Genomic DNA, 26,313 nt, shown 5'->3' with positions numbered 1-26,313 from the left:
AGCATGTGGGCGCGCAGAACACCTGCAGGAGCGCTTGCCCGCGATGGCGGTGAATCAGTCACGCCCTTGGGCACGGACAAATTCTATTCGCGGGCAAACGCAGGCCTGATGGGTCATGGCTCACATGCCTTTAACGGCGTAGATCCCTGCCGCATTGCGCCAGTAGCCTTTGTAGTCCATCCCGTAGCCGAAGATGTAACGATCAACGCATGGCAGCCCCACGAAATCGGCTTTCAGGTCCGGGCGTGCCTTACGGTCGTGGTCCTTATCGATCAGCACGGCAGTGTGAACGGCGCTGGCACCCGCATGCTTGCAGAAGTCGATGATCGCTCCCAAGGTGTGGCCCTCGTCGAGGATGTCATCGATGATCAGTACGTCGCGGTCGATGAAGGACACTTCAGGCTTGGCCTTCCAGAACAATTCTCCGCCGCTGGTTTCGTTGCGGTAACGCGTAGCGTGCAGATAAGACGCCTCCAGCGGAAAATTCAGATGGGTCAACAGCTTGCCTGCGAAGATCAGGCCGCCGTTCATCACGCAGAACACCACCGGGTTGCGATCCGCCAGCACGCTGTTGATTTGCTCGCCGACGCGAGCGATGGACGCCTCGACCTCGTCGTGGGTGTACAGGCAGTCAGCCTCGCGCATGACTTGACGGATATGCTCGAGATCAGCGGACATGGTGCTCTCCAAAGGGGCTGGACAGGGAAAAGCGGGCAAAGGTACGCATCCGTCATCGTCAGAGCAAGCTTTTATGGACTAACGTTGCCGGAGTCGCCACGAAAAGCGGCTGCGTGCCGCGACCCAGCCCTGCCTGCGTCGACAGGGCTCGCCTTGATGACGGGTCAGACCCTCAATGTCAGAAACAGGAACTTAACCGGTAAGACAAGTTACAGCTGAATAGATTAATCTAAGCCGTTTTTTTTGCCCGTCCGCTGGAGCCCTTTCCTATGTCCATCCGTGAGATCCGCCATCCGCTGATCCGTCACAAGCTCGGCCTCATGCGCCGCGCCGATATCAGCACCAAGAACTTCCGTGAACTGGCTCAGGAAGTCGGCGCGCTGCTGACCTATGAGGCGACCAAGGACCTGCCGTTGGAAACCTACGCGATCGAAGGTTGGGCCGGAACGGTTCAGGTCGAGAAGATCGCAGGCAAGAAGATCACGGTAGTCCCCATTCTGCGCGCCGGAATCGGCATGCTCGAAGGCGTATTGAGCCTGATTCCGGGTGCCAAGGTCAGTGCCGTGGGGGTGGCCCGCAACGAAGAAACGCTCGAAGCCCACACCTATCTCGAAAAACTCGCGCCGGAAATCGACCAGCGTCTGGCGCTGATCATCGACCCGATGCTAGCCACCGGCGGCTCGATGGTCGCCACCATCGACCTGCTGAAAAAAGCCGGTTGCCGCGACATCCGCGCGATGGTGCTGGTGGCGGCGCCGGAAGGCATCGCCATTGTCGAGAAAGCGCACCCCGACGTGCAAATTTATACCGCGTCCATCGATCAGCGCCTGAACGAACACGGCTACATCATTCCGGGTCTGGGCGATGCGGGCGACAAGATTTTCGGCACCAAGCAAAAGGACGCCTGATGAAACAGGACGAGTTCAACGATCCACTGTGGCGCACCGTACTGTCGGGCGCTCAAATGCTGTTCGTGGCTTTCGGGGCCCTGGTGCTCATGCCACTGATCACAGGGCTCGACCCCAACGTCGCATTATTCACCGCAGGCCTGGGCACGCTGTGCTTCCAAGTGGTCACGGGCCGTCAGGTGCCGGTTTTCCTGGCCTCCAGCTTCGCGTTCATTACCCCGATCATTCTCGCCAAGGGCCAGTTCGGGCTGGCAGCGACCATGGGGGGCGTGATGGCGGCGGGCTTTGTCTACACCTTCCTCGGGCTGGCCGTGAAGATCAAAGGCACGGGTTTCATTGACCGGCTGTTACCTCCAGTCGTCATCGGGCCAGTGGTCATCTCCATTGGTCTTGCGATGGCACCCATTGCCGCGAACATGGCCATGGGCAAAACCGGTGACGGCGCTGCGGTGCTGATTCCCTATAACACCGCGATCATCATTTCGATGGCGGCGCTGCTGACAACGCTCATCGTTGCCGTATTCGGTAAAGGCATTTTCCGCCTGGTGCCAATCATCTCCGGCGTGTTGGTGGGCTTCGCATTGTCGTTCTGGTTCGGCGTGGTGGACGTGGCCAAAATCGCCGCAGCGCCTTGGCTGGAGCTTCCCCGCTTCACCGCACCGGAGTTCAACTGGCAGGCGATCCTGTTCATCGTCCCCGTTGCGCTGGCGCCCGCCATCGAACACATCGGCGGTGTCATCGCCGTGGGTAGCGTGACGGGGCGCGACTATATTCAAAAGCCAGGCTTGCATCGCACACTGCTCGGCGACGGTATTGCCACCACGGTGGCGGGCGCGTTCGGCGGTCCTCCCAATACCACCTACGCCGAAGTGACGGGTGCGGTGATGCTGACCAAGAACTACAACCCGAAGATCATGACCTGGGCCGCAGTCTTCGCCATCGCACTGGCGTTCATCGGCAAGTTTGGCGCGCTGCTGCAGAGCATTCCCGCGCCCGTCATGGGCGGCATCCTTTGCCTGTTGTTCGGATCGATTGCAGCCGTCGGCCTGAACACCATGATTCGCCACAAGGTCGACCTGGCAGAAGCGCGCAATCTGGTCATCGTTTCCGTCACGCTGGTGTTCGGGATCGGCGGCGTGCTCATTGGCACCGGCAACGGCCCGGATGACTTCGGCATGAAGGGTATCGCGTTGTGCGCCGTGACCGCGATCCTGCTCAACCTGGTATTGCCGGGCAACGACGGTTGGAAGAACAAGCACCTGGATGATCAATTGCCGTAAACGCAGTACTTGTAGGAGCGCGCTTGCCCGCGATTACGGTGTGTCATTCAACGTTCATGTGACTGACACCTGCAATCGCGGGCAAGCGCGCTCCTACAGTGTTCTACACCCGCATTGCAGGGGCCCGCTCGCAGAGCGCATTGAGTGCCTTCGCCCACAGATCAGTTGCCGTAGACGCAGTATTCGTAGGAGCGCGCTTGCCCGCGATTGCGGTGTTTCATTCAACGTTCATGTGACTGACACCCTGCAATCGCGGGCAAGCGCGCTCCTACAGTGTTCTACACCCGCATCGCAGGGGCCCGCTCGCAGAGCGCATTGAGTGCCTTCGCCCACAGCGGATCGTCGTTCAGGCACGGGATCAGCACCAACTCCTCCCCGCCCGCCTCCTTGAACTGCTCCGCACCCCGATCACCGATCTCTTCCAACGTCTCGATGCAGTCGGCGACGAAGGCCGGGCACATCACCAGCAACCTCTTCACGCCTTTCTCAGCCAACTCGGCCAGGTGCGCCTCGGTGTAGGGTTCGATCCACTTGTTGCGGCCCAGTCGAGATTGAAACGAGACCGACCACTTGTCTTCGGGAATACCCATCAGCTTGGCAAACTCGGCAGAGGAACGCATGCACTGCGCGCGGTAGCAAAACGCAAGGGTCTCGGGCGTTGCGTTGCGGCAACAGTCGCCGGACTTTTCGCAACGGTGCTGACCCGTAGGGTCGAGTTTGTTGATGTGGCTTTCCGGCAAACCATGAAAGCTCAGCAGCAAATGGTCGTAATGCTGTTCCAGGTAGGGCTTGACGCTATGGACCAGCGCGTCGAGGTATTCCGGCTGATTGAAGAACGGCGGCAGCAGAGCCAATTCGAATTTCAACTGCTTTTCGCGGATGACGCGGCGCGCCTCTTCAACCACTGTGGTGACGGTACTGTCTGCGAATTGCGGGTAAAGCGGCGCCAGGGTGACTTTCCGAATACCTTGCGCTGCCAGGCGGGTCAGCACCGACTCGATTGACGGCTCGCCGTAACGCATCGCCAGCTCGACCGGCCCCTGCGTCCATTCCCCCACCATCGCCTGCTGCAAACGCTTGCTCAGCACCACAAGCGGCGAACCCTCGTCCCACCAGATCGACGCATAGGCATGCGCCGATTGTTCAGGGCGCTTGATCAGGATCAGCGACACCAGCAGTCGGCGCACAGGCCAAGGCAGATCGATAACGTAGGGATCCATCAGAAACTGATTGAGGTAGCGGCGCACATCCGCAACTTCGGTAGAAGCCGGCGAACCGAGGTTTACCAGCAGCAATGCGTGATCGGTCATGCAACACCTTGGGGTCAATGGCGGCCTGTTACGTCTTTGAGTGCCGCGTGCAGATCGGTGAATCGGAAAGTGTATCCGGCGTCCATCAGCCGGCTCGGCCGGGCGCGCTGACCGCCCAGAAGCAGTATCGACAGTTCGCCCATCAGCAATCGCAAGGCAAATGCCGGCATGGGCATGAACGCTGGCCGTTGCAAGATCGAACCCAGCGTCTTGGCGAAATCGCGATTGCGAACCGGTGCGGGCGCGCAGGCATTATAGGGGCCTTGGGCTTCTTCATGGTTCAAGAGAAAATCAATCACCGCGATTTGATCGTCGATGTGAACCCAGGGCATCCATTGCCGTCCGCTGCCGATGGGCCCGCCGAGTCCGAGCTTGAAGGGAGGCAGCAGGCGCTGCACCATTCCACCGTCGGCGCTGAGCACCAGGCCGGTTCGAAGCAGTACGACGCGTATGCCCAGGGTTTCAGCTCGCTGGGCAGTTTCTTCCCACGCGATGCACAGACGGCTCGCGAAGTCCTCACTGACGGGAGGCGAGTTCTCGTCGAGATCGCGCTCGCCACCATCGCCATACCAGCCAACCGCAGAGCCCGAAATCAGGACAGCGGGTTTTTGCTGCCGCCGCTCCAGCCAAGTGATGAGCCGTTCTGTCAACGTAATGCGGCTGTCCCACAACAAGCGTTTGCGCTTGCGAGTCCAGGGTCTGTCGGCAATGGGTGCGCCTGCCAGATTGATCACGGCGTCGACCGGCTGATCGCCGACTTCGTCCAGGTGACCGACGCCCCGGATGCCTGCACCGCACAAACGCGGCACCTCGGCAGGCTTACGGCTCAAAACGGTCAGTTGATGACCCTGATCGCGCCAGTGTCGACACAGGCGACGACCTATCAAACCTGTACCGCCGGTCAGCAAGATGTGCATGTCGGTAATCCTCGCGTGGCGTTCATCGCAATTCAGTAGTCTATTTCTTCACACACCCTGCGCATTCAGACGCGGCGAGCAGTGAAACTTTAGGCCACGTTATTGAGCAGCGCTGGAGACATACGTTCGATCTCACCCGTTCGCTCCATTGAACGAATCGGATGACATGTCAGACTCAATATGGACCGCGACGGCGGCCTGCGCCCTGGACGCCGTAGGGCGATAAGTTATACCGGAAAACAGCATTGTACAGGTTTTGACGACGGCGTAGTCTGTGCAGACAAGGTTACGAGGCTCCTATGACTGTACCCATCGCAATCATCGGTACCGGCATCGCCGGACTCTCAGCTGCCCGAGCGCTGCATGCTGCCGGGCACAGCGTTCACCTCTTCGACAAGAGCCGCGGCAGTGGCGGGCGCATGTCCAGCAAGCGCAGCGACGCGGGCGCACTGGACATGGGCGCGCAGTACTTCACAACCCGAGATCGCCGCTTCGCCAAAGTGGTCCAGCAATGGCAGGCTGAGGGCCATGTCGCTGAGTGGGCCCCGGTGCTCTACAACTTTCATGGCGGCCAACTGAGCCTCTCCCCGGACGAGCAAGTCCGGTGGGTAGGCAAACCACGCATGAGCGCCATCACCCGGGCGATGCTTGGCGATATGCCGGTGACGTTCTCCTGCCGCGTCACCGAGGTTTTTCGAGGCGAGGAGCACTGGCATCTGCTCGACGCCGAAGGTCGCAGCCACGGCCCATTCAGCCAGGTCGTCATCGCGATACCCGCGCCCCAGGCGACCACCTTGCTCGCCGCTGCCCCCAAACTGGCGAGTGTCGTGGCGGGCGTGAAAATGGAGCCTACCTGGGCGGTCGCCATGGCCTTCGAAACCCCGCTGGACACCCCCATGGAGGGGTGCTTCGTGCAGGACAGCCCAATCGACTGGCTGGCACGCAACCGCAGCAAACCGGGCCGCGATAACACTATGGACACGTGGGTGCTACACGCCACCAGCGCCTGGAGTCGTCAGCATCTGGACATGCCCAAGGAAGTGGTGATCGAACACCTGCATGGAGCTTTCGCCGAGATGGTCAGCTGCGCAATGCCAGCGCCCGCCTTTACCCTTGCGCATCGATGGCTGTACGCGCGGCCGGCGGGCGGACGGGAAGTGGGCGCGCTGTCCGATCCGGATCTGGGTCTATACGTGTGCGGCGACTGGTGCCTGTCAGGCCGCGTCGAGGGCGCGTGGCTCAGCGGCCAGGAGGCAGCTCGTCGCTTGCTCGATCACTTGAAATGAATCGTCTGACTCCTCGCAAATTGCTGCTGTCGAAGTGGACAGCAGCCCATCCGCGGCACCGTGAGAAACATTTTCTAGTCACTGAACTCTTCTGCGATGAAGAAGGCACCGTACTGGAAATCGAACTTCAAGCCGTATTGACCAAACGCAGCCAGCGCTTGGCTTGGCAAACTCTGCAAGATGACCAGCAGTGGCTGATGGGCTGGAAGTGACCGGCCGCTGAACGTCCTGCTGAATGTTCACCTTTCCCACGAAAAAGGTTGTACAAATCGTTTGACTTGTACAACTCAATTCTTATGATGACCAGAAGTTGTACAGCGGGTTGAGGCTGTACAAGATGCCGTCGAGATCGCGAGCCTGACGAGATTTGATCCATGCGTAAGCCCCCAGAGCCATCGCCAGAACTGAAAGCTAAACCCAAACTGGGCGTCAGTGCCTGCCTGATGGGGGTTGAAGTGCGCTACAACGGCGGTCACAAGGAATCCCACCTGCTGACCCGAGCCCTCAACGAGCATTTCGACTTCGTCCCCGCCTGCCCGGAAGTCGCCATTGGCCTGGGCATCCCTCGGGAGACGATTCGGCTGGTGGGCGACCCTCATCATCCCCAAGCCGTCGGCACCGTCCACGCAGACTTGAATGTCACGCAGCCTCTGGCCGATTACGGTCGCCACATGGCCAAGGCCATGGACGGTATAAGCGGCTACATCTTCATGCAGAAATCCCCCTCCTGCGGCCTGGAGCGGGTCAAGGTCTACCGCGATAACGGTGCTCCGTTCGAAGAAGGCGGCCGCGGGATTTATGCCCAGGCATTCTGTGACCAACACCCCGATTTACCGGTGGAGGAAGACGGCCGATTGAATGACCCGGTTCTGCGTGAGAATTTCATCACGCGCGTATTTGCGTATGCAGCCTGGCAGCAGTTGATCAGAGAAGGGATCAGCCGTCGCGCGCTGACCGAGTTTCACTCGCGCTACAAATACCAACTGATGGCCAGTGATCCGGTGCAGTACAAAGCCCTGGGCAGTCTATTGGGCCACATGGGCCGCAGCGACCCGTCCGAGATTGCCCCCCGTTACTTCAGTGCTTTGATGAACGCGCTGAAAAAGCCGGCTACGCGGCGCACTCATACCAATGTGCTCCAGCATTTGTGCGGTTACCTGCGCGAGACACTCGGCACGTCGGACAAACAGGAGCTGCAAGGCCTGATCAGCCAGTACCGTGAGGGGATTGTGCCGCTGGTCGTCCCCCTGACCTTGCTCAAACATCACTTTCGTCAACACCCGGACCCGTACATCGCGATACAGGTGTACCTGCAACCTCACCCGGAAAACCTTAGCCTGCGTAACGCCATCTGACTTATGAACGACCACAACACCGAAGCCCTCGACGACGATCCGCAAGCCTACGCTGAAGCCTTGGAGGGCGGCTGGCTGCCGATCCGTGAAGTGGCGCGCATGACCGGCGTGAACGCCGTCACCCTGCGAGCCTGGGAGCGGCGCTATGGCCTGATCGTCCCCCATCGCACGCCCAAGGGGCACCGGCTGTACAGCACGGCTCATGTTGACCGAGTACTGGCCATTCTTACCTGGCTCAACCGCGGCGTTTCCGTCAGTCAGGTCAAGCAACTGCTCGACAGCCAGCAGACGCCACCTTCGAGCGTCGAGAGCGACTGGGACCCGTTGCGCCAGAATCTGATGCAAGCAATCACCACGCTGTCGGAGCGACGGTTGGACGACACCGTCAATCAGGCCATGTCGCTCTACCCACCACGCACACTGTGCGAACAGTTGCTCTTTCCTCTTCTCAATGCCCTTGAACAACGCTGGCAAGGGCAGTTCGGGGCTCAACTGGAACGCGCGTTCTTCTATTCATGGTTGCGCAGCAAGTTCGGCGCACGCCTTTACCACAACAACCGTCAGGTCAATGGCACACCGCTGTTGCTGCTCAACCAATCCGACGCCCCCATGGAGCCGCACCTGTGGCTGACGGCGTGGCTGATCAGCAGCGCCGATTGCCCGGTGGAAGTCTTCGATTGGCCGCTACCTGTCGGCGAGCTGGGGCTGGCGTGCGAACACCTCAAGCCTCGAGCAGTGCTTTTGTATTCCAGCAAGCCGCTGAATCTCACGCAGTTGCCCCGGCTGCTGAGCAACGTCGACTGCCCGAAATTGATCATAGGGCCTTGCGTCCGCATTCACGGGGAGGAATGGAGCAGCACCGTAAATGACATCGACGGGCTGACGCTCGCAGAAGATCCACTGGGCGCTTACGCCGCGCTGCAGCGTCTGGACCTCATTTAAGGAGCGACCATGCAATTGTTCTGGCTGCGCACCGATCTGCGTACACATGACAATACGGCACTGAATGCTGCAATGAAGCAAGGTCCGACCGTTGCTGCATTCATGATCAGCCCGGAACAATGGCGCCGCCACGACGAGGCTTCATGCAAGGTGGATTTCTGGCTGCGTAATCTGGCGGTGCTGAAGGACAGCCTGAAGGCGTTGAACATACCGCTGCTAATCGTGAATGCCGACACCTGGGATAAGGCCCCGCAAGCCTTGCTGGAGTTATGCCAGACCCACGGAATCGAACATGTGCACGTCAATGAAGAATACGGGGTCAATGAGGAAAAACGCGATAAGGCCGTCGAAGCGATGCTGGACAAGCACGGCATTGGCTTCGATCGCTATCTGGACCAGTTGCTCTTCAAGCCCGGCAGTGTGCTGACCAAAAGTGGCAATTACTTCAAGGTCTATACCCAGTTCCGCAAGGTCTGCTACGAGCGTCTGCACCACTCAATCCCCCCGGTAGCCAGGCTGCACAAGCCACAAGCGGCGGTGCGCATCAAGAGCGACGACATCCCGAAGCAGGTCAAAGGGTTCACGCAGCCCTCCGAGGCGCTGCGCAACCGCTGGCCGGCTGGAGAGGACGAAGCGCGCAAGCGGCTGGCGCAGTTCACCGACGATCAAGTGCATCATTACGAGGACGAGCGCGACTTCCCCGCTCGCCCAGGCACCAGCCAGTTGTCAGCGTATCTCGCGGCGGGTGTGGTGTCTGCGCGGCAGTGCCTGCACGCTGCACTGAGCAGCAATAATGGCGAGTTCGAGACCGGCAACGTCGGTGCGGTGACCTGGATCAATGAGCTGTTATGGCGTGAGTTCTATAAACACGTACTGGTGGGTTTCCCTCGGGTGTCCCGCCACAGGGCCTTCCGGCCGGAAACCGAGGCGTTGAAATGGCGTCACGCACCCAAGGACCTCCAGGCCTGGCAAGAAGGGCGTACCGGGCTGCCCATCGTCGATGCAGCAATGCGTCAGTTGTTGGAGACCGGTTGGATGCACAACCGCCTGCGCATGATCACGGCGATGTTCCTGACCAAAAACCTGCTGATCGACTGGCGGGAAGGCGAGCGCTTCTTCATGCAGCACCTGATCGACGGGGATCTGGCAGCCAATAACGGCGGATGGCAGTGGAGCTCGTCGACTGGTACGGACTCTTCACCCTACTTCCGCATTTTCAACCCGATCAGCCAGTCCGAACGCTTCGACCCCCAGGGTGTGTTCATCAAGCAGTGGGTGCCGGAACTGAGTGAGCTGAACAAACGCGACATTCATGATCCCTCGGCGCTGAGCGGGCTGTTTGGAGTCGAGGGCTACCCCTCCCCCATCGTGGATTTGAAAGCGAGCCGCGAGCGAGCGCTTGCAGCATTCAAGTCTCTGCCTCACCGCCATGCGGAGGCGCTTGATCATGAGTGAATTTCTGCGTGATCACGCTCGGCGCTTCGCCGCTCTGACCAAAGACAATCTGGACCTTCTCGACGAGCTGTACAGCGACGACATCGCGTTTACCGATCCGCTGCATGAGGTTCATGGCCTTCCAGGCCTGCGGGAGTATTTCACCGGGCTTTACGCGACCATGGGCGATCGTCGCTTCGAGTTCCATGCGTTCGATCAGGTCCGGGATGGCAAGGGCTATGTCCGCTGGACCATGACTTATCAGCATCCACGCCTCAATCAAGGTGCCATGATTTCGGTCAGCGGTTGCTCACACTTGCTGTGGACCGATAACAAGGTCTTCCAGCATCGGGATTACTTCGACGCAGGAGCGCTGTTCTACGAGCACTTGCCGGTGATGGGCAGGATGGTTGGCTGGTTCAAGAGGCGGCTGAGATGAAAGCCAACGTTGCTGAAATGCGCTTCGGCTTCAATGTCGAGGGGAGAAATCAAGACAGTCTGACTTGATCTATCACCGTGGGAGCGAACTGATGCACGAGAGGCAGGCTGCCTTCACGCGAATGCATTCGCTCCCACAGATTCCGCAGCAGATGACCTGCAGCGGATTACAGACTTAGAACGGCATGGTGTAGTGCACCGCGTAGCTCTCGATGCCGTCGTTGTCGCTGGTCAGGCCACCGTTGGAGTAGTGAGTGGCACGCAGGCCCACTTCATGACCACCGGCAAAGCGCAGGCCGAAGCCGATACGGTCTTCGAACTGGAATGCGCTACCCAGTTTGTTGCCTTCGACTTCAGTGCGCTGGAAGACCGCCGCACCGATACCCGCTTCGATATAAGGTTTGACGCTGTCTCCGGCAAACTCATAAACGAACACCGGGGAGAACGAAAGGCTGTTATTGCTCGCGTTCTTGTCGCCTTCCCAATGGGTATAGGCGCCGCTCCAATAGCCGGTCAGACGACCGACGCCGGTTTGCCACCAGCTTTTATCCCAATCAAATTGCGCGCCCAGACGATAGGTCATCGTCGATTCCCCGGTATGACCTACCGAGAACTCGACGCCATCGGCTTGAGCGATAGCGCTTTGCCCCGTTAATGCAGCCGCAATCGCAGCCAAACAAAACAGTCGCTTCATTTGAAACATCCTATTTTCGAACGCCGTTAGAAATTTTTATATCAACAGAGAGCTGTAGAAATCCGTCGGTGAACATAAGTTCAGCCGAAACCAGTCCAATTCACGTTTTTTTCACGAAGCGAAGAATCGCACACTGTCAGATTTTTTCCATAGCATCGGTAGGATGTTTCTGAAATTTTCTGGACTTCCACTCGTCCAGAACTGGGTTTCCCCCGCATTGGCCGACGAAAGGAGATCATGCTGACTCAACAGGCGTTGCAACTGGCGCGCTACAGCGGCACCCGTATCGATCAGCGTGATCGACATCGGAATCATGTCCCGCAAAAGCGGCTTAAGGAAAGGGTAGTGGGTACAGCCCAAAATGATCGTGTCACACCCGGCTTCCAGCAGGGGCTGGACATAACCCCACAACAGTTGGCGAATGGCAGGGCTGAGCAGGTCGCCTGTTTCGATCAACTCTACCAACCCAGGACAGGGCTGGGTCACCACGCGTACGTCAGCAGCGAAGCGGTCCAGTAACGCGGCGAATTTGGCGCTTTGGAGTGTGCCGGTGGTCGCCAGGACGCCCACCACACCCGTCTGGGTCGCCGCTGCCGCGGGTTTTACAGCCGGCTCCATGCCGACCAGCGGCCAGTCGGGATAACGCTCGCGAAGATCGGCTACACCAGCGACCGTGGCCGTATTGCACGCGATCACCAAGGCTTTGGCGCCCTGCTCGCGGAAAAACTCCGCCATCGTCACGCAACGCTGACGGATGAACTCCGGCGTTTTTTCGCCATAGGGGATATGGCCGCAGTCGGCGACATAAAGCAGCGATTCGTGAGGCAGCAAGCGATGAATCTCGCCTAGCACCGAGAGCCCGCCTACACCCGAATCGAAAACCCCCACGGGGGCGTCGTTGCCCCTAGCCATGTTCAAGCGTTCTATCATTCATGGGCAGTACCACATACGCTGCAGCCCGGATCGCGTTTCACCTTGAGTTCGCGGAATCGCGTGCCCAACGCATCGATCAACAGCAGACGACCCACGAGGGGCTCACCGAAACCGGCCAGCAGTTTCAAGCCCTCCAACGCTTGTAGACTGCCGACCAACCCGACGAGCGGGCCGATGACGCCGGCTTCGCTGCACGTCAATTCGCTGTCGTTGCCGTGCCCATAAAGGCAGTGATAGCAGGGACTCTCAGCGCGGCGCGAATCGAACACCGACAGTTGCCCCTCCAGGCGGATGGCCGCACCGCTGACCAACGGCTTACCCGCCGCCACGCACGCCGCATTCACGGCTTCGCGGGTGGTGAAGTTGTCGGAACAGTCGAGCACCAGATCCACGGCCGCGACGGCAGCCGCGAGGGAATCGTCATCCAGTGCCGAACGGTGTGGTACCAGCGTAACGTCGGGGTTGATTGCCTTCAGTCGCGCGATGGCGGAATCTACCTTGGCCAGGCCGACGCTCGCGGTGTCGTGAATGATCTGCCGTTGCAGGTTGGTCAGGTCCACCGTATCGAAGTCAGCCAGATGAAGCTCACCGACGCCGGCCGCAGCCAGATAAAGCGCCACGGGAGAACCCAATCCGCCGACGCCCACGACCAATGCGCGGCTGCGTTTGAGGCGCAACTGGCCGTCGATGTCGACCTGTTGCAAAAGAATCTGCCGGCTGTAACGCAGCAGTTCTTCGTCAGTCAGCACGGCACACGTCCGAACGTGATGCGCTCGTGCTCGCCGAGGTCACGACGGGTTTGAATCTGCTCGAAGCCTTGCTCGTCCAACAACTCGCGCACTGCCGAACCCTGGTCGTAGCCATGCTCCAGCAACAACCAGCCGCCGGGCTCCAGATGCAGCGGCGCCTGAGCGACGATCAAACGCAAATCATCCAGCCCGTCGGCACCTGAGGTCAGTGCACTGCTGGGCTCGAAGCGCACATCACCCTGCGCCAAATGCGGATCGTTGTCTGCGATGTACGGCGGGTTACTCAAGATCAGATCGAAACGCTGGCCTTCGACGGCGCTGAACCAGTGGCTTTCCAGCACCTGCGCGTTATCCAGGTGCAGACGCCGACGGTTGCGCTCGGCCAGCTCAACGGCTTCCGCGACCCGGTCCACAGCCGTCACCTGCCACTGCGGCCGGTCTTTGGCCAAGGACAGCGCAATGGCGCCGGTTCCCGTGCCCAGGTCCAGAAGGCGATGCGGGATCGGCCCTGGCAACAGTTCCAGCGCGGTTTCGACCAGGATTTCAGTTTCCGGCCGGGGGATGAGGGTATGGGTCGCCACTTCAAGGTCGATGCTCCAGAAACCCTGCTGGCCAAGGATGTAGGCCACCGGCTCGCCTGTGCGGCGACGCTCGAGGTAGCGATCGAACACTTGGGCAGCCTCGGTACTGACAATGCGTTCCGGCCAGGTGTGCAAAAAGCTGCGCGGCTTGCCCAGGGCAGCCGCCAACAGCAGTTCGGCATCCAAACGGGCTGTCGGCGAATCCGGCAACTCGGCACTTCTTAACAAGCTGGCGATGATGGTCATTTACTCACCCAATGCCGCAAGTTGATCTGCCTGATACTCGGCAAGCAGCGGTTCTATCACTGCATCGACCCCACCCGCCAAAACTTCATCCAGCGAATACAGCGTGAGGTTGATGCGATGGTCCGTCACCCGCCCCTGGGGGAAGTTGTAGGTCCGAATGCGTTCGGAACGGTCACCCGAACCAACCAGCAACTTGCGCTCACTGGCGATGGCACTGGCCGCTGCAGCCGTCTGTTGGTCGTTCAGCTTGGCCGACAACCACGCCATGGCCCGGGCCCGGTTCTTGTGCTGGGAGCGTTCTTCCTGACACTCCACGACGATGCCGGTCGGCAAGTGCGTGATGCGAATGGCCGAATCGGTCTTGTTGACGTGCTGACCACCGGCGCCCGAAGAGCGGTAGGTGTCGATGCGCAGATCGGCCGGATTGATCTCGATGGCCTGCTGCTCATCAGGCTCAGGCAATACGGCGACCGTACAGGCCGAGGTGTGAATCCGCCCCTGAGATTCGGTCTCGGGTACGCGTTGGACACGGTGCGCGCCGGACTCGAACTTCAGCTTGCCGTAGACGTTCTCGCCTTCGACCCGCGCGATGACCTCTTTGAACCCACCGTGCTCGCCTTCGCTTTCGGAAAGAATTTCCACCCGCCAGCCACGCCGCTCTGCGTAGCGCGAGTACATGCGGAACAGGTCGCCGGAGAAAATCGCCGCCTCATCACCGCCGGTACCCGCCCGGATTTCCAGAAAGATGTTACGACCGTCATTGGGGTCCTTGGGCAGCAGCATTTTTTGCAGCTCGCTTTCCAGTACCGCCAACTGCTCCTTGGCCTCGCGCACTTCCTCGACGGCCATCTCGCGCATGTCCGGGTCACTGTCCTTGAGCAATGCCTGAGCACCCTCGAGGCCGGCCTGGACCTTTTTCAGCCGCGAGTAGGCCTGAATCACAGGCTCGACTTCCGCATATTCGCGGGAATAGGCGCGAAACTGGGTCTGATCGGAAATGACTTCGGCGTCGCCCAGCAACGCAGTCAGTTCTTCGAAACGGTCGCTGAGCACATCCAGCTTATTAAGCAGTGAAGCTTTCATTGCGTGGGTTTATCCGTGGCACCCTCATGGAGGGCAAAGAGTTCCTGGGCCATGGCCAACGCATCGACGCGGCCTTCGGCAGACAGCTTTTTGAGTTGCACGCTGGGTGCGTGCATCAGTTTATTCGTAAGGCCCCGAGCCAGCGCCATCAACACCTCTTCAGCATTGCCGCCATTGGCGAGCATGCGTTGCGCCTTTTGCAACTCTTCATCGCGCAGGCGCTCGCTTTGCTGACGGTAGGCCTTGAGCACATCGACGGCCGCCAACTCCCGCAGCCGCGACATGAAATCATCGACGCCCAGCGTCACCAGTTCCTCGGCAGCCTGGGCCGCACCCTGACGACTCTTGAGGTTTTCCGCGACGACTTCGTGCAGGTCGTCCACGGTGTACAGGTACACGTCGTCGAGCTCGCCCACCTCCGGTTCGATGTCGCGCGGGACGGCGATATCGACCATGAAAATCGGCTTGTGCTTGCGCAGCTTCAGAGCGCTCTCCACGGCACCCTTGCCCAGAATCGGCAACTGGCTGGCGGTGGAGCTGATGACGATGTCGCTGTTGACCAGTTCGGCTGGAATATCGGCCAACAGCACCGCGTGGGCACCGAACTCTTCAGCCAGAATATTCGCCCGTTCCAGCGTGCGATTGGCTACCACGATACGCTTCACGCCCAGGTCGTGCAGGTGGCGGGCGACCAGCGTGATGGTCTCGCCCGCCCCGATCAGCAGCGCCTGGCTACGCTGAAGGTCACTGAAAATCTGCTTGGCCAGACTGACCGCAGCGAACGCCACGGAGACCGGGTTCTCGCCGATGGCTGTGTCGGTGCGTACCTGTTTGGCGGCGCTGAAAGTCGCCTGAAACAGCCGCCCCAGTAATGGACCGATGGTTCCGGCTTCCCGTGCCACCGCGTAGGCGGATTTCATCTGCCCGAGAATCTGCGGCTCGCCCAGCACCAGCGAATCCAGCCCGGAGGCCACGCGCATCATGTGCCGCACCGCCGCATCATCCTCGTGCACATACGCGCTGGCGCGCAGATCTTCGATGTTGAGGTGGTGGTAATCGGCCAGCCAGCGCAACACGACATCCGCTGCAACCGAATCCTGCTCTATATAAAGCTCACTGCGATTGCAGGTCGAGAGGATGGCAGCCTCTCGACTCTGGGTCAGGCGGCAGAGTTGCTGCAACGCCTCGACCAACTGCTCAGGCGTAAATGCCACGCGCTCGCGGACATCCACGGATGCAGTCTTATGGTTGATACCCAGAGCAAGAAAGGCCATTCAAGGTCGCTGATGGTGACGTGAGCCGGCAATTGTCCTACTTCAATAGATTCAGAACAACCACCGTAATACGTCCAGAACGTCCGGAGCCGACTATTGTCCCTATAGAGACCCGCCACACGACGCGACCCCTGCGACAAATTGTCCAGGCGCAGGCTGTAAAACGCGGGTCTTTAGTTTTCAGTCGGGCTGTGGGTTTGCTCCCTGCCTTGTGTCATGATGTTTTCAAACCGCAGGTAAGCCGCCCTCTCGTCTATATGAATAAATCCTCCGCGTTATTCCTTGCCTTTGTCGTACTTGGTGGCTGTCAGTCGACGCCCCCCGCTTCAACGGAGCCCGCCGCTCCGGCGAAGGAGGCGACGCCCGCGCCTGATGCCAAGCCGAAGGTGTATGGTTCGTTCACTCAGGAAACGGTCGTCGCCCTGTTGACGGCCGAACTGGCCGGCCAGCGCAATCGTTTCGACATTGCGCTGGATAATTACGTGACGCAGGCGATCCAGACCCAGGACCCGGGGATTTCCGAGCGCGCATTCCGTATTGCCGAATACCTGGGCGCCGATCAGGCCGCGCTGGATACCTCCATGCTGTGGGCCAAGAACGACCCGGCAAATCTTGAAGCGCAACGGGCCGCTGCCATCCAGTTGGCCCGCGCAGGTCGCTACGACGACTCCATGCGCTACATGGAGAAAGTGCTCCAGGGTCAGGGCGACACGCATTTTGATTTCCTCGCCTTGTCGGCTGCGGAAACCGACTCCAACACACGCAAAGGCCTGCTTGCCAGCTTTGATCGGCTGTTAGCCAAGTACCCGAAAAACGGGCAATTGATCTTTGGCAAGGCGCTGCTGCTGCAACAGGAAGGCGACAGCGCCGCGTCGCTGAAACTGTTGGAGGACAATCCTCCCGGGGAAGGCGAAGTCGCGCCGATTCTGCTGCGCGCGCGGCTGCTGCAAAGCATGAACCGGGGCAAGGAAGCGATGCCCCTGCTGGAAAAAAGCATCAAGAAATACCCCGACGACAAACGCCTGCGCCTGACGTACGCGCGGATGCTCGTCGAGCAGAACCGCATGGAAGACGCCAAAGTGCAGTTCTCCAGCCTCGTCCAGCAATACCCGGATGATGACGAGCTGCGTTACTCATTGGCTCTGGTCTGCCTGGAAAACAAGGCGTGGGATGAAGCTCAAGGCTATCTGGAAGATCTGATTGCCCGGGGCAGCCATGTCGATTCGGCCCACGTCAACCTGGGGCGCATCTACGAGGAACGCAATGACCCACAAAATGCGTTGAACGAGTACAGCCAGGTCGGCCCAGGCAATGACTACCTGCCCGCACAACTGCGCCAGGCAGACATTCTGGTCAGCAACGGCAACTCCGCCGAAGCCTCGAAGCGCCTTGCCCAGGCCCGCGCCGACCAACCTGATTACACCATCCAGCTGTACCTCATCGAAGCGGAAACCCTGACCAATAACAACCAGAGCGACCGTGGCTGGCAAGTGTTGAGTCAGGCGCTCAAACAGTATCCGGACGACCTGAACTTGCTGTACACCCGGGCAATGCTGGCGGAAAAGCGCGACGATCTGAAGCAAATGGAGACTGACCTGCGGGCAATTCTCAAACGCGAACCGGACAATGCCATGGCATTGAACGCCCTGGGGTACACCCTGTCCGACCGCACCACCCGCTACGCCGAGGCCAAAGAGCTGATCGAGCGCGCTCATCAGCTCAACCCCGATGACCCCGCCGTGCTCGACAGCCTGGGCTGGGTCAATTATCGGCTGGGTAACCTCGACGAAGCCGAGCGCCTGCTGCGCGAAGCCCTGGAGCGCTACCCCGACCATGAAGTCGCCGCGCATTTGGGCGAAGTTCTGTGGGCCAAAGGCCAACAGCGTGAAGCACGCAAAGTGTGGGGCAAAGCCCTTGAACAGCAACCTGACAGCCCGGTCTTGCGCAGCACCCTCAAGCGCCTGACCGGGTCCGAGACCCTTTGATTTATGTTATCGCGCCACATCATCGTATTCAGCCTGATCGCCCTGCTCGCCGGTTGTGCGGGCATCACTTCCCGGGAGGCCGTGCAGGGCACCGGCGACGCCAACCAATGGAAGGCTAACAAGGAGCGGCTCGCCAGCCTCGACGGCTGGGAAATCAATGGCAAGGTCGGCATCCGCGCACCCAAGGACTCCGGCAGCGGCACCTTGTACTGGCTGCAACGCCAGGACTACTACGATATTCGCCTTTCGGGTCCGCTGGGCCGCGGGGCCGCGCGCCTGACCGGACGCCCCGGCGCGGTATCCCTTGAGGTCGCCAATCAGGGCCGGTATGACGCGCCCGACCCGGAAACCCTGCTTAAAGATCAACTCGGCTGGAAGCTGCCCGTATCGCACTTGGTCTGGTGGGTTCGCGGACTCCCCGCCCCGGAAACAAAAAGCAAGTTGACGCTGGACGGCAACAGTCGTCTTTCGGGCCTCGAGCAGGACGGCTGGCAGATCGAATACCTCAGCTACGCCGAACAGAACGGCTACTGGCTTCCGGAGCGGATGAAGCTGCACGGTCAAGATCTGGATGTCACGCTGGTCATCAAAGACTGGCAGCCACGCAAGTTGGGGCAGTGACATGCCCCAGCCACACCTGACGCTGCCCGCCCCCGCCAAGTTGAACCTGATGCTGCACATTCTTGGCCGCCGCCCCGACGGTTATCACGAGTTGCAGACCCTGTTCCAGTTTCTCGACTACGGTGATGAACTGAAATTTGCGCTGCGCGAAGATGGCGAAATCCGACTTCAGACGGAAATCCCTGACGTCCCCCATGACAGCAATCTGATCGTCAAGGCCGCACGCGCGCTCAAAGCGCAATCCCATTGCTCACTCGGCGCCGACATCTGGCTTAAGAAAGTGCTGCCCATGGGCGGTGGCATCGGCGGCGGAAGTTCGGACGCGGCGACCACACTGCTCGGCCTGAACCACCTCTGGCAACTGGGTTGGGACGAAGATCGGCTCGCGGCCCTGGGTTTGAAGCTGGGCGCTGACGTGCCGGTTTTCGTGCGCGGGCACGCCGCCTTTGCCGAAGGTGTAGGTGAAATACTCACCCCAGTGGACCCTGAAGAATCGTGGTACGTGGTGCTGGTGCCGCAAGTCTCTGTAAGTACAGCAGAAATTTTTTCAGATCCCCTGTTGACACGTGACACGCCGCCCATTAAAGTGCGCCCCGTTCCCAAGGGAAACAGTCGAAATGACTGCTTACCGGTTGTAGCAAGGCGTTACCCAGAAGTTCGTAATGCTTTGAATTTGCTAGGTAAATACACCGACGCAAAATTAACCGGAACTGGAAGTTGTGTGTTTGGGGCCTTCCCAAGCAAAGCTGAAGCTGATAAAGTCTCGGCCCTTCTTACAGAGACCCTTACAGGGTTTGTAGCAAAAGGCAGCAACGTTTCGATGTTGCACCGCAAGTTACAAGCACTGCTCTAAGAGAACCGAATGCCAGGCATTCGTTGCAACAGATACAGGGGCGTCGCCAAGCGGTAAGGCAGCAGGTTTTGATCCTGCCATGCGTTGGTTCGAATCCAGCCGCCCCTGCCATTTTCCTATAGCCATCCAGGCATACCCTAATACATCAGGTACTGCGCGTGTCCAAGATGATGGTCTTCACGGGGAACGCTAACCCCGATCTGGCTCGGCGCGTTGTTCGTCAGCTGCATATCCCTCTCGGTGACATCTCTGTCGGTAAGTTTTCCGACGGCGAAATCACGGCCGAGATCAATGAAAACGTTCGCGGTAAAGACGTCTTCATCATTCAGCCGACCTGCGCTCCGACCAACGATAACCTGATGGAACTCGTCGTGATGGCTGATGCCTTCCGTCGTTCCTCGGCGACTCGTATCACCGCTGTGATCCCTTATTTTGGTTATGCCCGTCAGGACCGCCGTCCGCGCTCCGCTCGAGTAGCCATTAGCGCCAAGGTAGTCGCGGACATGCTCACCGTGGTGGGCATTGACCGCGTATTGACCGTCGACCTGCACGCCGACCAGATCCAGGGCTTCTTCGATATCCCGGTAGATAACATCTACGGCTCCCCGGTACTGGTGGATGACATCGAAGACCAACGCTTCGAGAACCTGATGATCGTTTCCCCGGATATCGGTGGCGTCGTGCGCGCACGGGCTGTCGCCAAATCCCTGGGCGTGGATCTGGGCATCATCGACAAGCGTCGCGAGAAGGCCAATCACTCCGAAGTGATGCACATCATCGGCGACGTCGAAGGTCGGACCTGCATTCTGGTCGACGACATGGTCGATACCGCCGGCACCTTGTGCCATGCGGCCAAGGCGCTGAAAGAGCACGGCGCTGCCAAGGTCTTCGCCTATTGCACACACCCTGTGCTGTCGGGTCGCGCGATCGAAAACATTGAGAATTCCGTGCTGGACGAATTGGTGGTGACCAACACCATTCCGTTGTCCGCTGCAGCACAAGCCTGTGACCGTATCCGTCAACTGGATATCGCACCGGTAGTGGCCGAAGCGGTTCGCCGCATCAGCAACGAAGAATCGATCAGCGCGATGTTCCGCTAAGGGTCCTGCCCTTTCGAACATCCGTTGACGAAAAGCGCCCCGCCCCAGCAGCTTCTGTTGGGGCGGGGCTTTTTTGCCCATATCGGGTTTGGCGCTGGTCGCAAACGTCACCCGAAGATGGCTATTTTGGAGATACAAAATGACTGACTTTACTCTGAACGCCCAAGCGCGTACTGACCTGGGGAAAGGTGCGAGCCGCCGCCTGCGTCACTCCGCCAGCATCCCTGCCGTCGTTTACGGCGGTAACAAAGACGCGCAATCCCTGACCATCGTGGCCAAGGAAATCGCCAAACTGTTCGATAACGAAGCGGCCTTCAGCCACGTGATCGAACTGAACGTTGACGGCGCCAAGCAAAACGTCATCGTCAAAGCGCTGCAGCGTCACCCTGCCAAGCAGTTCATCATGCACGCCGACTTCATCCGTGTCGTCGCTGGCCAGAAGCTGACTGCCAAGGTTCCGGTTCACTTCATCAACGAAGAAGCTCCGGTCAAGAAAGGCGGCGAAGTTTCCCACGTAGAAAACGAAATCGAAGTTTCCTGCGAAGCCAAAGACCTGCCTGAGTTCATCGAAGTTGACCTGGCCAAAGCTGAAATCGGCACCATCATTCACCTGTCGGACCTGAAAGCTCCGAAAGGCGTTGAGTTTGTGGCCCTGGCCCACGGTGACGACAAAGCAGTTGCCAACGTTCACGCGCCACGCATTTCTGCTGAAGCCGCTGACGAAGCTGAAGGCGCTGCCGAGTAATTCACTCGCACGCTGGTTGCAGGGGCGACGGTACTGGGTACCGTTGCCCTCAACCCAAGGAAGAGCCCCTGACGTGACCGCCATACAACTGATCGTCGGCCTGGGAAACCCCGGCCCCGAATACGAACAGACCCGGCATAACGCGGGGGCTCTTTTCGTTGAGCGCATTGCCAGTGCCCAGCGAGTCAACCTGACCGCTGATCGCAAATATTTCGGCTTGACGGCTAAATTCAGCCATCAAGGCCATGACGTTCGTCTGTTGATCCCGACCACTTACATGAATCGCAGTGGCCAATCCGTTGCCGCCCTGGCGGGTTTCTTCCGGATTCCCCCTGCGGCCATCCTGGTGGCCCACGACGAACTCGATCTGCCTCCCGGCGTCGCCAAACTCAAACTGGGTGGCGGGCACGGCGGGCATAACGGCCTGCGCGACATCATCGCGCAGCTCGGCAACCAGAACGGCTTCCACCGCCTGCGGCTCGGCATTGGGCACCCAGGCGACGCCAAATTGGTCTCCAACTTCGTGCTGGGTCGTGCGCCACGCGCCGAACAGGAGAAGCTGGACGCCAGTATCGACTTTGCCCTCGGCGTGCTGCCGGACGTCCTCGCAGGCGACTTCGCCAAAGCGATGCGTGTCTTGCACAGCCAGAAGGCCTGACATCACTCGAGGGGAAACACCATGGGATTCAACTGCGGCATCGTCGGCCTGCCCAACGTCGGCAAGTCCACCCTGTTCAACGCCCTGACCAAATCTGGCATCGCGGCAGAGAACTTTCCCTTCTGCACCATCGAACCGAATAGCGGCATCGTGGCCATGCCCGATGCACGTCTGAATGCGCTGGCTGAAATCGTGAACCCCAAGCGCATCCTGCCGACCACCATGGAATTCGTGGACATCGCAGGCCTGGTCGCGGGCGCGTCCAAAGGCGAAGGGCTGGGCAATAAATTCCTCGCCAACATCCGCGAAACCGATGCGATCGCCCATGTCGTGCGCTGCTTCGAAGACGAAAACGTCATTCATGTCTCCAACAGCGTCGACCCGAAACGCGACATCGAAATCATTGATCTGGAACTGATCTTCGCGGATCTGGAGAGCTGCGAGAAGCAATTGCAGAAAGTCGCGCGCAACGCCAAGGGCGGCGACAAAGAGGCCGTGGCTCAGAAGGGCCTGCTGGAGCAGCTCATCGCGCACTTCACTGATGGCAAGCCAGCGCGCAGCCTCATGAAAGGCATGAGCGCCGAAGAGAAAGCCATCATCAAGGGCTTCCATCTGCTGACCACCAAACCCGTCATGTACATCGCCAACGTGGCCGAAGACGGGTTCGAAAACAATCCGCATCTGGACGTGGTCCGCGCAATTGCCGAAGAAGAAGGCGCGATGCTGGTACCGGTCTGCAACAAGATCGAAGCCGAAATCGCCGAACTCGATGACGGTGAAGAAAAGGACATGTTCCTCGAAGCCCTGGGCCTGGAAGAGCCGGGTCTGAATCGGGTGATTCGCGCGGGTTACGAGATGCTCAACCTGCAAACTTACTTCACCGCCGGTGTCGAAGAGGTGCGCGCCTGGACCGTGCGCGTTGGCGCCACAGCGCCCCAGGCCGCAGGCGTCATTCACACTGACTTCGAAAAAGGCTTCATCCGCGCAGAGTGCATTGCCTACAACGACTTCATTCAATACAAGGGCGAAGCGGGCGCCAAGGAAGCGGGCAAATGGCGCCTGGAGGGCAAGGATTACATCGTCAAGGACGGCGACGTGCTGCACTTCCGTTTCAACGTCTGATCCGGCGTCGCCTGTTGCACCGAAAGCCCCCATACCGGGGGCTTTTCCATTTCAGATGCCTATTGGCTGAGCCGCTCGGAACAACAGCACACATCCTTCACGCCTCAGCGTCACATCACTGAAATGCTCGCGCAACTGCGTTTCGAACCCCGCCTCGGTGTCTTCGCGATTTCCGAAAATGCCTTTTTTGTTGTAGACCGCCATCAATTTCCGACCAAAGCCGTTGTGCCCGGCAGAATCCCCCAAAATCGTTGCGCCAAACAGGACTCCGCCTGGCTGAAGGTTGTGCTTGAGGTGGGCGAACACGGCTGATTTCGCCTCCAGTGGCCCTGGCAGGCAATGAAGCAGATAGAACAGGGAAATCGAATCAAACCGCTCGCCGCCCGGAATGGGTTTGAACACATCGTGCTGAATCGTTCGGGTCCCCGGGCGATTGATCCGACGTTTCGCGGCTTCCAGGCTGCTGGGGTTCAAATCCAGCAAGGTGACCTGCGTCTGTGAAGACAACTGCGCCTTCGCGAGGTAGTACCCCGTCCCCACTCCGATATCCAAATGGCGCGGCCGAACGTTGGCACGAAAGAACGGCAAAAGTACCGACTGGGTCCCACAGCGCCAGGCGAAACGATTAGAGACGCCCAGCACCCAGGCGTCATAAAGCGCGAGAGTCAGGGGTGAGTAGACCGCCGCACCCGCGGCACTGCTTTCGGTCATGAGAAGAGCCTTGAAAAAATGAGCGAGTGAGCGATAAAACCGACCCCCCACCTGTTTAGTCAAGGCTTTTCATCGACAAAACGTGACCTGCGTGGCTCCAACGTATCCATCGGCTGCGCCACGGGCCAGCCGCCAGCACCGAACGCGTATCAACACTCGCGGGCTTAGCCCAACTGGAATCGCGAAGTATTGTCGCTCAACGCCCGACTTCCCTTGCTCAGGGTGTCAGCGGCCTGATTGACCGCCCTTGCGCCATCGAGCAGGCGCCCGGCGGCCTGATCCACCTGCTGAATGTTGCCGCTGACCTCATCGGCGGTCGCTGCCTGTTCTTCCACGGCCGTGGCGATTTGCGCCAGGGTATCGGTCACGCGCTGGACCGCCCCCGCGATCTCGCCGAGCCGCTCGCCCAACCCCGTCACAGATTGAGCATCGGTCACTGCCTGACCACATGCGGCCTCCATCAGGCTGACGGCCTGACTGACGGTTGAGCGCAGACTATCGACCGTGCCTGCAATCTGCGCAGTAGAGGCCTGAGTTCGTTGCGACAGGCTACGCACCTCATCGGCCACGACGGCAAAACCACGTCCCTGCTCGCCCGCTCGCGCAGCTTCGATGGCAGCGTTGAGCGCCAGCAGGTTCGTCTGTTCGGCAATCCCGCGAATGGTGTCGACGACGGACTGAATCTGCTGCCCCTGCTCACTGACCTTGCCAAGCGCATCGGCGGTGTCAGTCAAACGCTGGTTGAGCTGCTGAATGCTGGCCGTCGTCCGCTGGCTGTCGCGGCTGCTGTCCTCGGCAATGCGCCGCGTTTGCTGGGCGTTTCCGGAAGCCTCTTCGCAGCTTTTAGCGACGCCCATGGACGTGGCGGCCAGTTGCGTCGCCGCAGCGGCGATCTGGCTGATCTGCTGCTGTTGATCCTCGACCTCGTTCAGCGTGCTGCCTGATTGCGAATTGAGGGTAAGAACGGCAGACCCTAACTGTTGGGTTTCATGGTTAACCCCCAGCAGCGTGGTCCGCAACTGGACCACTGCGACGTTCAGCGCCTTGCTGATGGCGGCCAGCTCGTCACGCCCCTCGACAGCGACTTCCACGCACAAATTGCCATCGCGCAGCGATTCAGCCAGGGTAGTGATCCCCTTGGCGCTGCGGCGAATCGAAGCCTGGAGGCAAATGAACAGATACAGTGCAGCCAGCGCCAGGATGCCGAAGACCGCAGCCACGGGAATGAACTGTCTGATCGCCCGATCGTGGTAGTAATCCAGACGGTCGTCCAGTGACGTCAGGGACTGATTGCGCAAGGCGGCGAGCGCGTCGAGGGTGGTATCGACGCTGCGCTCGAAGGCCGAGGTGTCCAGCTTGATCGTGCCGCCGAACACACCTTCGTCCAGCGCTTTCAGCTCGCCATCCAGACGTTGGAGGCTGTCATTGTATTGGGCAAGCCAGGTTTCCATCCCTGGGTAGGCTTTGGCTTTGAGCGATGCTGCCGCCTTCACCAATTGATCACGGGCATCGGCGATCCGGCTGCGCAGATCACGCATCTGCAGACGGCTCTGCAATGAAAACTGTCCGGAGGCTACCGATGATTGCCCCACACTGGCCATGCGCCCGACACGCTCAATGAGATCGGGTGTCTGCTGCGTGGCGATCTGCATCAGCAGATAGGTTTCCAACCACGGATCGAGAATCAACCCGTTATCCATTGCAATTTGCTCGCGCAGGCTTTGGAGTGCGGTCAGGGCAGCCGTGAAGCGGTCGTACCCATCAGGCCACCAGCCGATAGTGCGAAGGGATTCGGAGTCCATGCCATGGACGGTCGCTTGCAAGGCCTGATATCGAGCCAGGGTGTCAGCGCTGGCCCGGTGCGCCTTCAACTGCTCGCCTAGGTCCGCTAGCGTCTTAGTGAGGACAGGACTCGCGGCATCCAGCGCCGCCATGGCGGCCTTCGCTGCCGGGGTAGGTTCATGAAGTATGTCCGCAGCTTTCCAACGCGCAGCGAGGTTGCGCTGAGCGGTGAGTTGGGCATCCAGGGCGTCGAGTGCCAGAAGTTGCCGTACCCCGGCCTGCTCTCCGGAAATGACGCTCAGCTTGTTGAGATAGTCCTGCCCGATCATCCACAGGCTTCCGGCCAACGGAAGAATGAACAGAAAGAACAGCACTTGAAACTTGCGTGCAAAACCGAAGCGTCCGAGCAGACGAATTCCTGGCGACAAAAGACTTTGCATGACCGACGACTCCTCACGGACGACCCGCAACTGCAGCTTTTGACCGCAGCGGCTGCCGCCTCACATTCTTTACCGGCAAAATGCCATGTCTTTGTTTTAAAAACGACAACCGCCCGTCCCCTGTGTCGAAGACTGCGTCGCGGTTCTTCAAGCGATTCGCGCGCGAGAATGGTGATGCGCGCAATTAA

At 59.7% G+C, this 26,313-nt stretch carries 26 protein-coding genes and 1 tRNA gene; 16 read left to right on the top strand and 11 right to left on the bottom strand.

What is annotated here, in order from left to right; all coding sequences use genetic code 11:
* Nucleotides 1–120: 120 nt before the first annotated feature.
* The gene (locus N5D61_RS07305; RefSeq protein WP_108239100.1) at nt 121–678 is read right to left on the bottom strand and encodes a hypoxanthine-guanine phosphoribosyltransferase; all 558 of its coding nucleotides are present in this window, start codon (nt 676–678) and stop codon (nt 121–123) included.
* 269 nt (nt 679–947) lie between these two features.
* Between N5D61_RS07305 and upp the strand changes: the two genes are divergently transcribed.
* Both upp and N5D61_RS07295 read left to right on the top strand, forming a co-directional pair.
* Entirely contained in the window at nt 948–1,586 is a 639-nt protein-coding gene (gene upp / locus N5D61_RS07300) for a uracil phosphoribosyltransferase (RefSeq protein ID WP_108239099.1), read from the top strand.
* Nucleotides 1,586–2,866, top strand: coding sequence for a uracil-xanthine permease family protein (locus tag N5D61_RS07295; protein WP_108239098.1), 1,281 nt, complete (start codon nt 1,586–1,588; stop codon nt 2,864–2,866). The genes upp and N5D61_RS07295 overlap by 1 nt, the downstream gene beginning before the upstream one ends.
* Nucleotides 2,867–3,144: 278 nt before the next feature.
* Here the strand turns inward: N5D61_RS07295 and hemH are convergent, their stop codons facing one another.
* Nucleotides 3,145–4,176, bottom strand: a complete 1,032-nt coding sequence (hemH, locus tag N5D61_RS07290; protein ID WP_279891703.1) for a ferrochelatase — start codon at nt 4,174–4,176, stop codon at nt 3,145–3,147.
* A gap of 14 nt (nt 4,177–4,190) precedes the next feature.
* Nucleotides 4,191–5,093, bottom strand: a complete 903-nt coding sequence (locus N5D61_RS07285) for a TIGR01777 family oxidoreductase (RefSeq protein ID WP_279891701.1) — start codon at nt 5,091–5,093, stop codon at nt 4,191–4,193.
* A gap of 299 nt (nt 5,094–5,392) precedes the next feature.
* Between N5D61_RS07285 and N5D61_RS07280 the strand changes: the two genes are divergently transcribed.
* The 6 genes from N5D61_RS07280 to N5D61_RS07255 all read left to right on the top strand — a co-directional run bounded on the left by N5D61_RS07280 (nt 5,393) and on the right by N5D61_RS07255 (nt 10,549).
* Nucleotides 5,393–6,379 (top strand): NAD(P)/FAD-dependent oxidoreductase, encoded by a 987-nt coding sequence (locus N5D61_RS07280; RefSeq protein ID WP_108239095.1) that lies wholly within the window; start codon nt 5,393–5,395, stop codon nt 6,377–6,379.
* Complete coding sequence (locus N5D61_RS07275) at nt 6,376–6,591, top strand: TIGR02450 family Trp-rich protein (RefSeq protein WP_108239094.1); 216 nt, start codon at nt 6,376–6,378, stop codon at nt 6,589–6,591. The genes N5D61_RS07280 and N5D61_RS07275 overlap by 4 nt, the downstream gene beginning before the upstream one ends.
* Before the next feature lie 162 nt (nt 6,592–6,753).
* Entirely contained in the window at nt 6,754–7,734 is a 981-nt protein-coding gene (locus N5D61_RS07270) for a DUF523 and DUF1722 domain-containing protein (RefSeq protein ID WP_108239093.1), read from the top strand.
* Nucleotides 7,735–7,737: 3 nt separating this feature from the next.
* Complete coding sequence (locus N5D61_RS07265; RefSeq protein ID WP_279891697.1) at nt 7,738–8,676, top strand: MerR family transcriptional regulator; 939 nt, start codon at nt 7,738–7,740, stop codon at nt 8,674–8,676.
* Nucleotides 8,677–8,685: 9 nt separating this feature from the next.
* Nucleotides 8,686–10,131, top strand: a complete 1,446-nt coding sequence (gene phrB / locus N5D61_RS07260) for a deoxyribodipyrimidine photo-lyase (RefSeq protein ID WP_279891695.1) — start codon at nt 8,686–8,688, stop codon at nt 10,129–10,131.
* Nucleotides 10,124–10,549, top strand: a complete 426-nt coding sequence (locus N5D61_RS07255; RefSeq protein WP_279891693.1) for a nuclear transport factor 2 family protein — start codon at nt 10,124–10,126, stop codon at nt 10,547–10,549. Before phrB ends, N5D61_RS07255 begins: the two co-directional genes overlap by 8 nt.
* 174 nt (nt 10,550–10,723) lie before the next feature.
* On the opposite strand, the gene N5D61_RS07250 is transcribed toward N5D61_RS07255, so the two are convergent.
* The 6 genes from N5D61_RS07250 to hemA all read right to left on the bottom strand — a co-directional run bounded on the left by N5D61_RS07250 (nt 10,724) and on the right by hemA (nt 16,108).
* A complete protein-coding gene (locus N5D61_RS07250) occupies nt 10,724–11,242 on the bottom strand; it encodes an acyloxyacyl hydrolase (protein WP_108239089.1) in 519 nt (172 codons plus the stop codon).
* A 111-nt stretch (nt 11,243–11,353) separates the two neighbouring features.
* Nucleotides 11,354–12,154 carry a glutamate racemase gene (murI, locus tag N5D61_RS07245; RefSeq protein ID WP_279891689.1) on the bottom strand — a complete coding sequence of 267 codons (801 nt, stop codon included), beginning with the start codon at nt 12,152–12,154 and terminating at the stop codon, nt 11,354–11,356.
* Between the two features lie 14 nt (nt 12,155–12,168).
* On the bottom strand, nt 12,169–12,924 hold the full coding sequence (locus N5D61_RS07240; protein WP_108239087.1) for a molybdopterin-synthase adenylyltransferase MoeB: 756 nt from the start codon (nt 12,922–12,924) through the stop codon (nt 12,169–12,171).
* Nucleotides 12,918–13,751, bottom strand: a complete 834-nt coding sequence (prmC, locus tag N5D61_RS07235) for a peptide chain release factor N(5)-glutamine methyltransferase (protein ID WP_279891687.1) — start codon at nt 13,749–13,751, stop codon at nt 12,918–12,920. The genes N5D61_RS07240 and prmC overlap by 7 nt, the downstream gene beginning before the upstream one ends.
* Nucleotides 13,752–14,834, bottom strand: a complete 1,083-nt coding sequence (prfA, locus tag N5D61_RS07230) for a peptide chain release factor 1 (RefSeq protein WP_108239085.1) — start codon at nt 14,832–14,834, stop codon at nt 13,752–13,754. It lies immediately after the preceding gene.
* Nucleotides 14,831–16,108 carry a glutamyl-tRNA reductase gene (gene hemA / locus N5D61_RS07225; protein WP_108239084.1) on the bottom strand — a complete coding sequence of 426 codons (1,278 nt, stop codon included), beginning with the start codon at nt 16,106–16,108 and terminating at the stop codon, nt 14,831–14,833. The genes prfA and hemA overlap by 4 nt, the downstream gene beginning before the upstream one ends.
* 257 nt (nt 16,109–16,365) lie before the next feature.
* Here hemA and N5D61_RS07220 point away from each other — a divergent pair, with 257 nt between their 5' ends.
* The 8 genes from N5D61_RS07220 (at nt 16,366) to ychF (ending at nt 23,192) form a co-directional block, all read left to right on the top strand.
* The gene (locus N5D61_RS07220) at nt 16,366–18,093 is read left to right on the top strand and encodes a tetratricopeptide repeat protein (RefSeq protein ID WP_279891684.1); all 1,728 of its coding nucleotides are present in this window, start codon (nt 16,366–16,368) and stop codon (nt 18,091–18,093) included.
* 3 nt (nt 18,094–18,096) lie between these two features.
* The gene (gene lolB / locus N5D61_RS07215) at nt 18,097–18,714 is read left to right on the top strand and encodes a lipoprotein insertase outer membrane protein LolB (RefSeq protein ID WP_108239082.1); all 618 of its coding nucleotides are present in this window, start codon (nt 18,097–18,099) and stop codon (nt 18,712–18,714) included.
* Between the two features lies 1 nt (nt 18,715).
* Nucleotides 18,716–19,567: a 4-(cytidine 5'-diphospho)-2-C-methyl-D-erythritol kinase gene (gene ispE / locus N5D61_RS07210; RefSeq protein WP_279891681.1), complete on the top strand. Its 852-nt coding sequence runs from the start codon at nt 18,716–18,718 to the stop codon at nt 19,565–19,567.
* A gap of 36 nt (nt 19,568–19,603) precedes the next feature.
* Nucleotides 19,604–19,678, top strand: a tRNA-Gln gene (locus N5D61_RS07205).
* 47 nt (nt 19,679–19,725) lie between these two features.
* Nucleotides 19,726–20,667 (top strand): ribose-phosphate pyrophosphokinase, encoded by a 942-nt coding sequence (locus tag N5D61_RS07200; RefSeq protein WP_093462390.1) that lies wholly within the window; start codon nt 19,726–19,728, stop codon nt 20,665–20,667.
* Nucleotides 20,668–20,806: 139 nt separating this feature from the next.
* Nucleotides 20,807–21,412 (top strand): 50S ribosomal protein L25/general stress protein Ctc, encoded by a 606-nt coding sequence (locus tag N5D61_RS07195; RefSeq protein WP_108239080.1) that lies wholly within the window; start codon nt 20,807–20,809, stop codon nt 21,410–21,412.
* A gap of 73 nt (nt 21,413–21,485) precedes the next feature.
* On the top strand, nt 21,486–22,070 hold the full coding sequence (gene pth, locus N5D61_RS07190) for an aminoacyl-tRNA hydrolase (protein WP_108239079.1): 585 nt from the start codon (nt 21,486–21,488) through the stop codon (nt 22,068–22,070).
* Between the two features lie 21 nt (nt 22,071–22,091).
* Nucleotides 22,092–23,192 (top strand): redox-regulated ATPase YchF, encoded by a 1,101-nt coding sequence (ychF, locus tag N5D61_RS07185; RefSeq protein ID WP_279891676.1) that lies wholly within the window; start codon nt 22,092–22,094, stop codon nt 23,190–23,192.
* A 51-nt stretch (nt 23,193–23,243) separates the two neighbouring features.
* Here ychF and N5D61_RS07180 read toward each other — a convergent pair whose 3' ends face one another.
* Together N5D61_RS07180 and N5D61_RS07175 are read right to left on the bottom strand one after the other, a co-directional pair.
* Nucleotides 23,244–23,903 (bottom strand): class I SAM-dependent methyltransferase, encoded by a 660-nt coding sequence (locus N5D61_RS07180; RefSeq protein ID WP_108239077.1) that lies wholly within the window; start codon nt 23,901–23,903, stop codon nt 23,244–23,246.
* Nucleotides 23,904–24,067: 164 nt separating this feature from the next.
* Complete coding sequence (locus tag N5D61_RS07175; RefSeq protein WP_279891672.1) at nt 24,068–26,125, bottom strand: methyl-accepting chemotaxis protein; 2,058 nt, start codon at nt 26,123–26,125, stop codon at nt 24,068–24,070.
* Nucleotides 26,126–26,313: the final 188 nt, after the last annotated feature.

The sequence above is a fragment of the Pseudomonas sp. GD03842 genome, from assembly GCF_029841165.1.
Taxonomy (GTDB): Bacteria; Pseudomonadota; Gammaproteobacteria; order Pseudomonadales; family Pseudomonadaceae; genus Aquipseudomonas.
The sequence above is the reverse complement of the archived record's forward strand: the minus strand, read 5'-3'. Positions and strand labels throughout refer to the sequence as shown.

Bases quoted from the DNA above. Each gene is read 5' to 3' on its own strand.
- prmC (WP_279891687.1), bottom strand. From the start codon at position 13,751: ATGACCATCATCGCCAGCTTGTTAAGAAGTGCCGAGTTGCCGGATTCG.
- N5D61_RS07180 (WP_108239077.1), bottom strand. From the start codon at position 23,903: ATGACCGAAAGCAGTGCCGCGGGTGCGGCGGTCTACTCACCCCTGACT.
- N5D61_RS07295 (WP_108239098.1), top strand. From the start codon at position 1,586: ATGAAACAGGACGAGTTCAACGATCCACTGTGGCGCACCGTACTGTCG.
- murI (WP_279891689.1), bottom strand. From the start codon at position 12,154: ATGGCTAGGGGCAACGACGCCCCCGTGGGGGTTTTCGATTCGGGTGTA.
- lolB (WP_108239082.1), top strand. From the start codon at position 18,097: ATGTTATCGCGCCACATCATCGTATTCAGCCTGATCGCCCTGCTCGCC.
- N5D61_RS07195 (WP_108239080.1), top strand. From the start codon at position 20,807: ATGACTGACTTTACTCTGAACGCCCAAGCGCGTACTGACCTGGGGAAA.
- N5D61_RS07265 (WP_279891697.1), top strand. From the start codon at position 7,738: ATGAACGACCACAACACCGAAGCCCTCGACGACGATCCGCAAGCCTAC.
- phrB (WP_279891695.1), top strand. From the start codon at position 8,686: ATGCAATTGTTCTGGCTGCGCACCGATCTGCGTACACATGACAATACG.
- hemH (WP_279891703.1), bottom strand. From the start codon at position 4,176: ATGACCGATCACGCATTGCTGCTGGTAAACCTCGGTTCGCCGGCTTCT.
- ispE (WP_279891681.1), top strand. From the start codon at position 18,716: ATGCCCCAGCCACACCTGACGCTGCCCGCCCCCGCCAAGTTGAACCTG.
- N5D61_RS07220 (WP_279891684.1), top strand. From the start codon at position 16,366: ATGAATAAATCCTCCGCGTTATTCCTTGCCTTTGTCGTACTTGGTGGC.
- N5D61_RS07280 (WP_108239095.1), top strand. From the start codon at position 5,393: ATGACTGTACCCATCGCAATCATCGGTACCGGCATCGCCGGACTCTCA.
- hemA (WP_108239084.1), bottom strand. From the start codon at position 16,108: ATGGCCTTTCTTGCTCTGGGTATCAACCATAAGACTGCATCCGTGGAT.
- N5D61_RS07250 (WP_108239089.1), bottom strand. From the start codon at position 11,242: ATGAAGCGACTGTTTTGTTTGGCTGCGATTGCGGCTGCATTAACGGGG.
- N5D61_RS07305 (WP_108239100.1), bottom strand. From the start codon at position 678: ATGTCCGCTGATCTCGAGCATATCCGTCAAGTCATGCGCGAGGCTGAC.
- N5D61_RS07255 (WP_279891693.1), top strand. From the start codon at position 10,124: ATGAGTGAATTTCTGCGTGATCACGCTCGGCGCTTCGCCGCTCTGACC.
- N5D61_RS07270 (WP_108239093.1), top strand. From the start codon at position 6,754: ATGCGTAAGCCCCCAGAGCCATCGCCAGAACTGAAAGCTAAACCCAAA.
- N5D61_RS07175 (WP_279891672.1), bottom strand. From the start codon at position 26,125: ATGCAAAGTCTTTTGTCGCCAGGAATTCGTCTGCTCGGACGCTTCGGT.
- N5D61_RS07275 (WP_108239094.1), top strand. From the start codon at position 6,376: ATGAATCGTCTGACTCCTCGCAAATTGCTGCTGTCGAAGTGGACAGCA.
- ychF (WP_279891676.1), top strand. From the start codon at position 22,092: ATGGGATTCAACTGCGGCATCGTCGGCCTGCCCAACGTCGGCAAGTCC.
- upp (WP_108239099.1), top strand. From the start codon at position 948: ATGTCCATCCGTGAGATCCGCCATCCGCTGATCCGTCACAAGCTCGGC.
- prfA (WP_108239085.1), bottom strand. From the start codon at position 14,834: ATGAAAGCTTCACTGCTTAATAAGCTGGATGTGCTCAGCGACCGTTTC.
- N5D61_RS07285 (WP_279891701.1), bottom strand. From the start codon at position 5,093: ATGCACATCTTGCTGACCGGCGGTACAGGTTTGATAGGTCGTCGCCTG.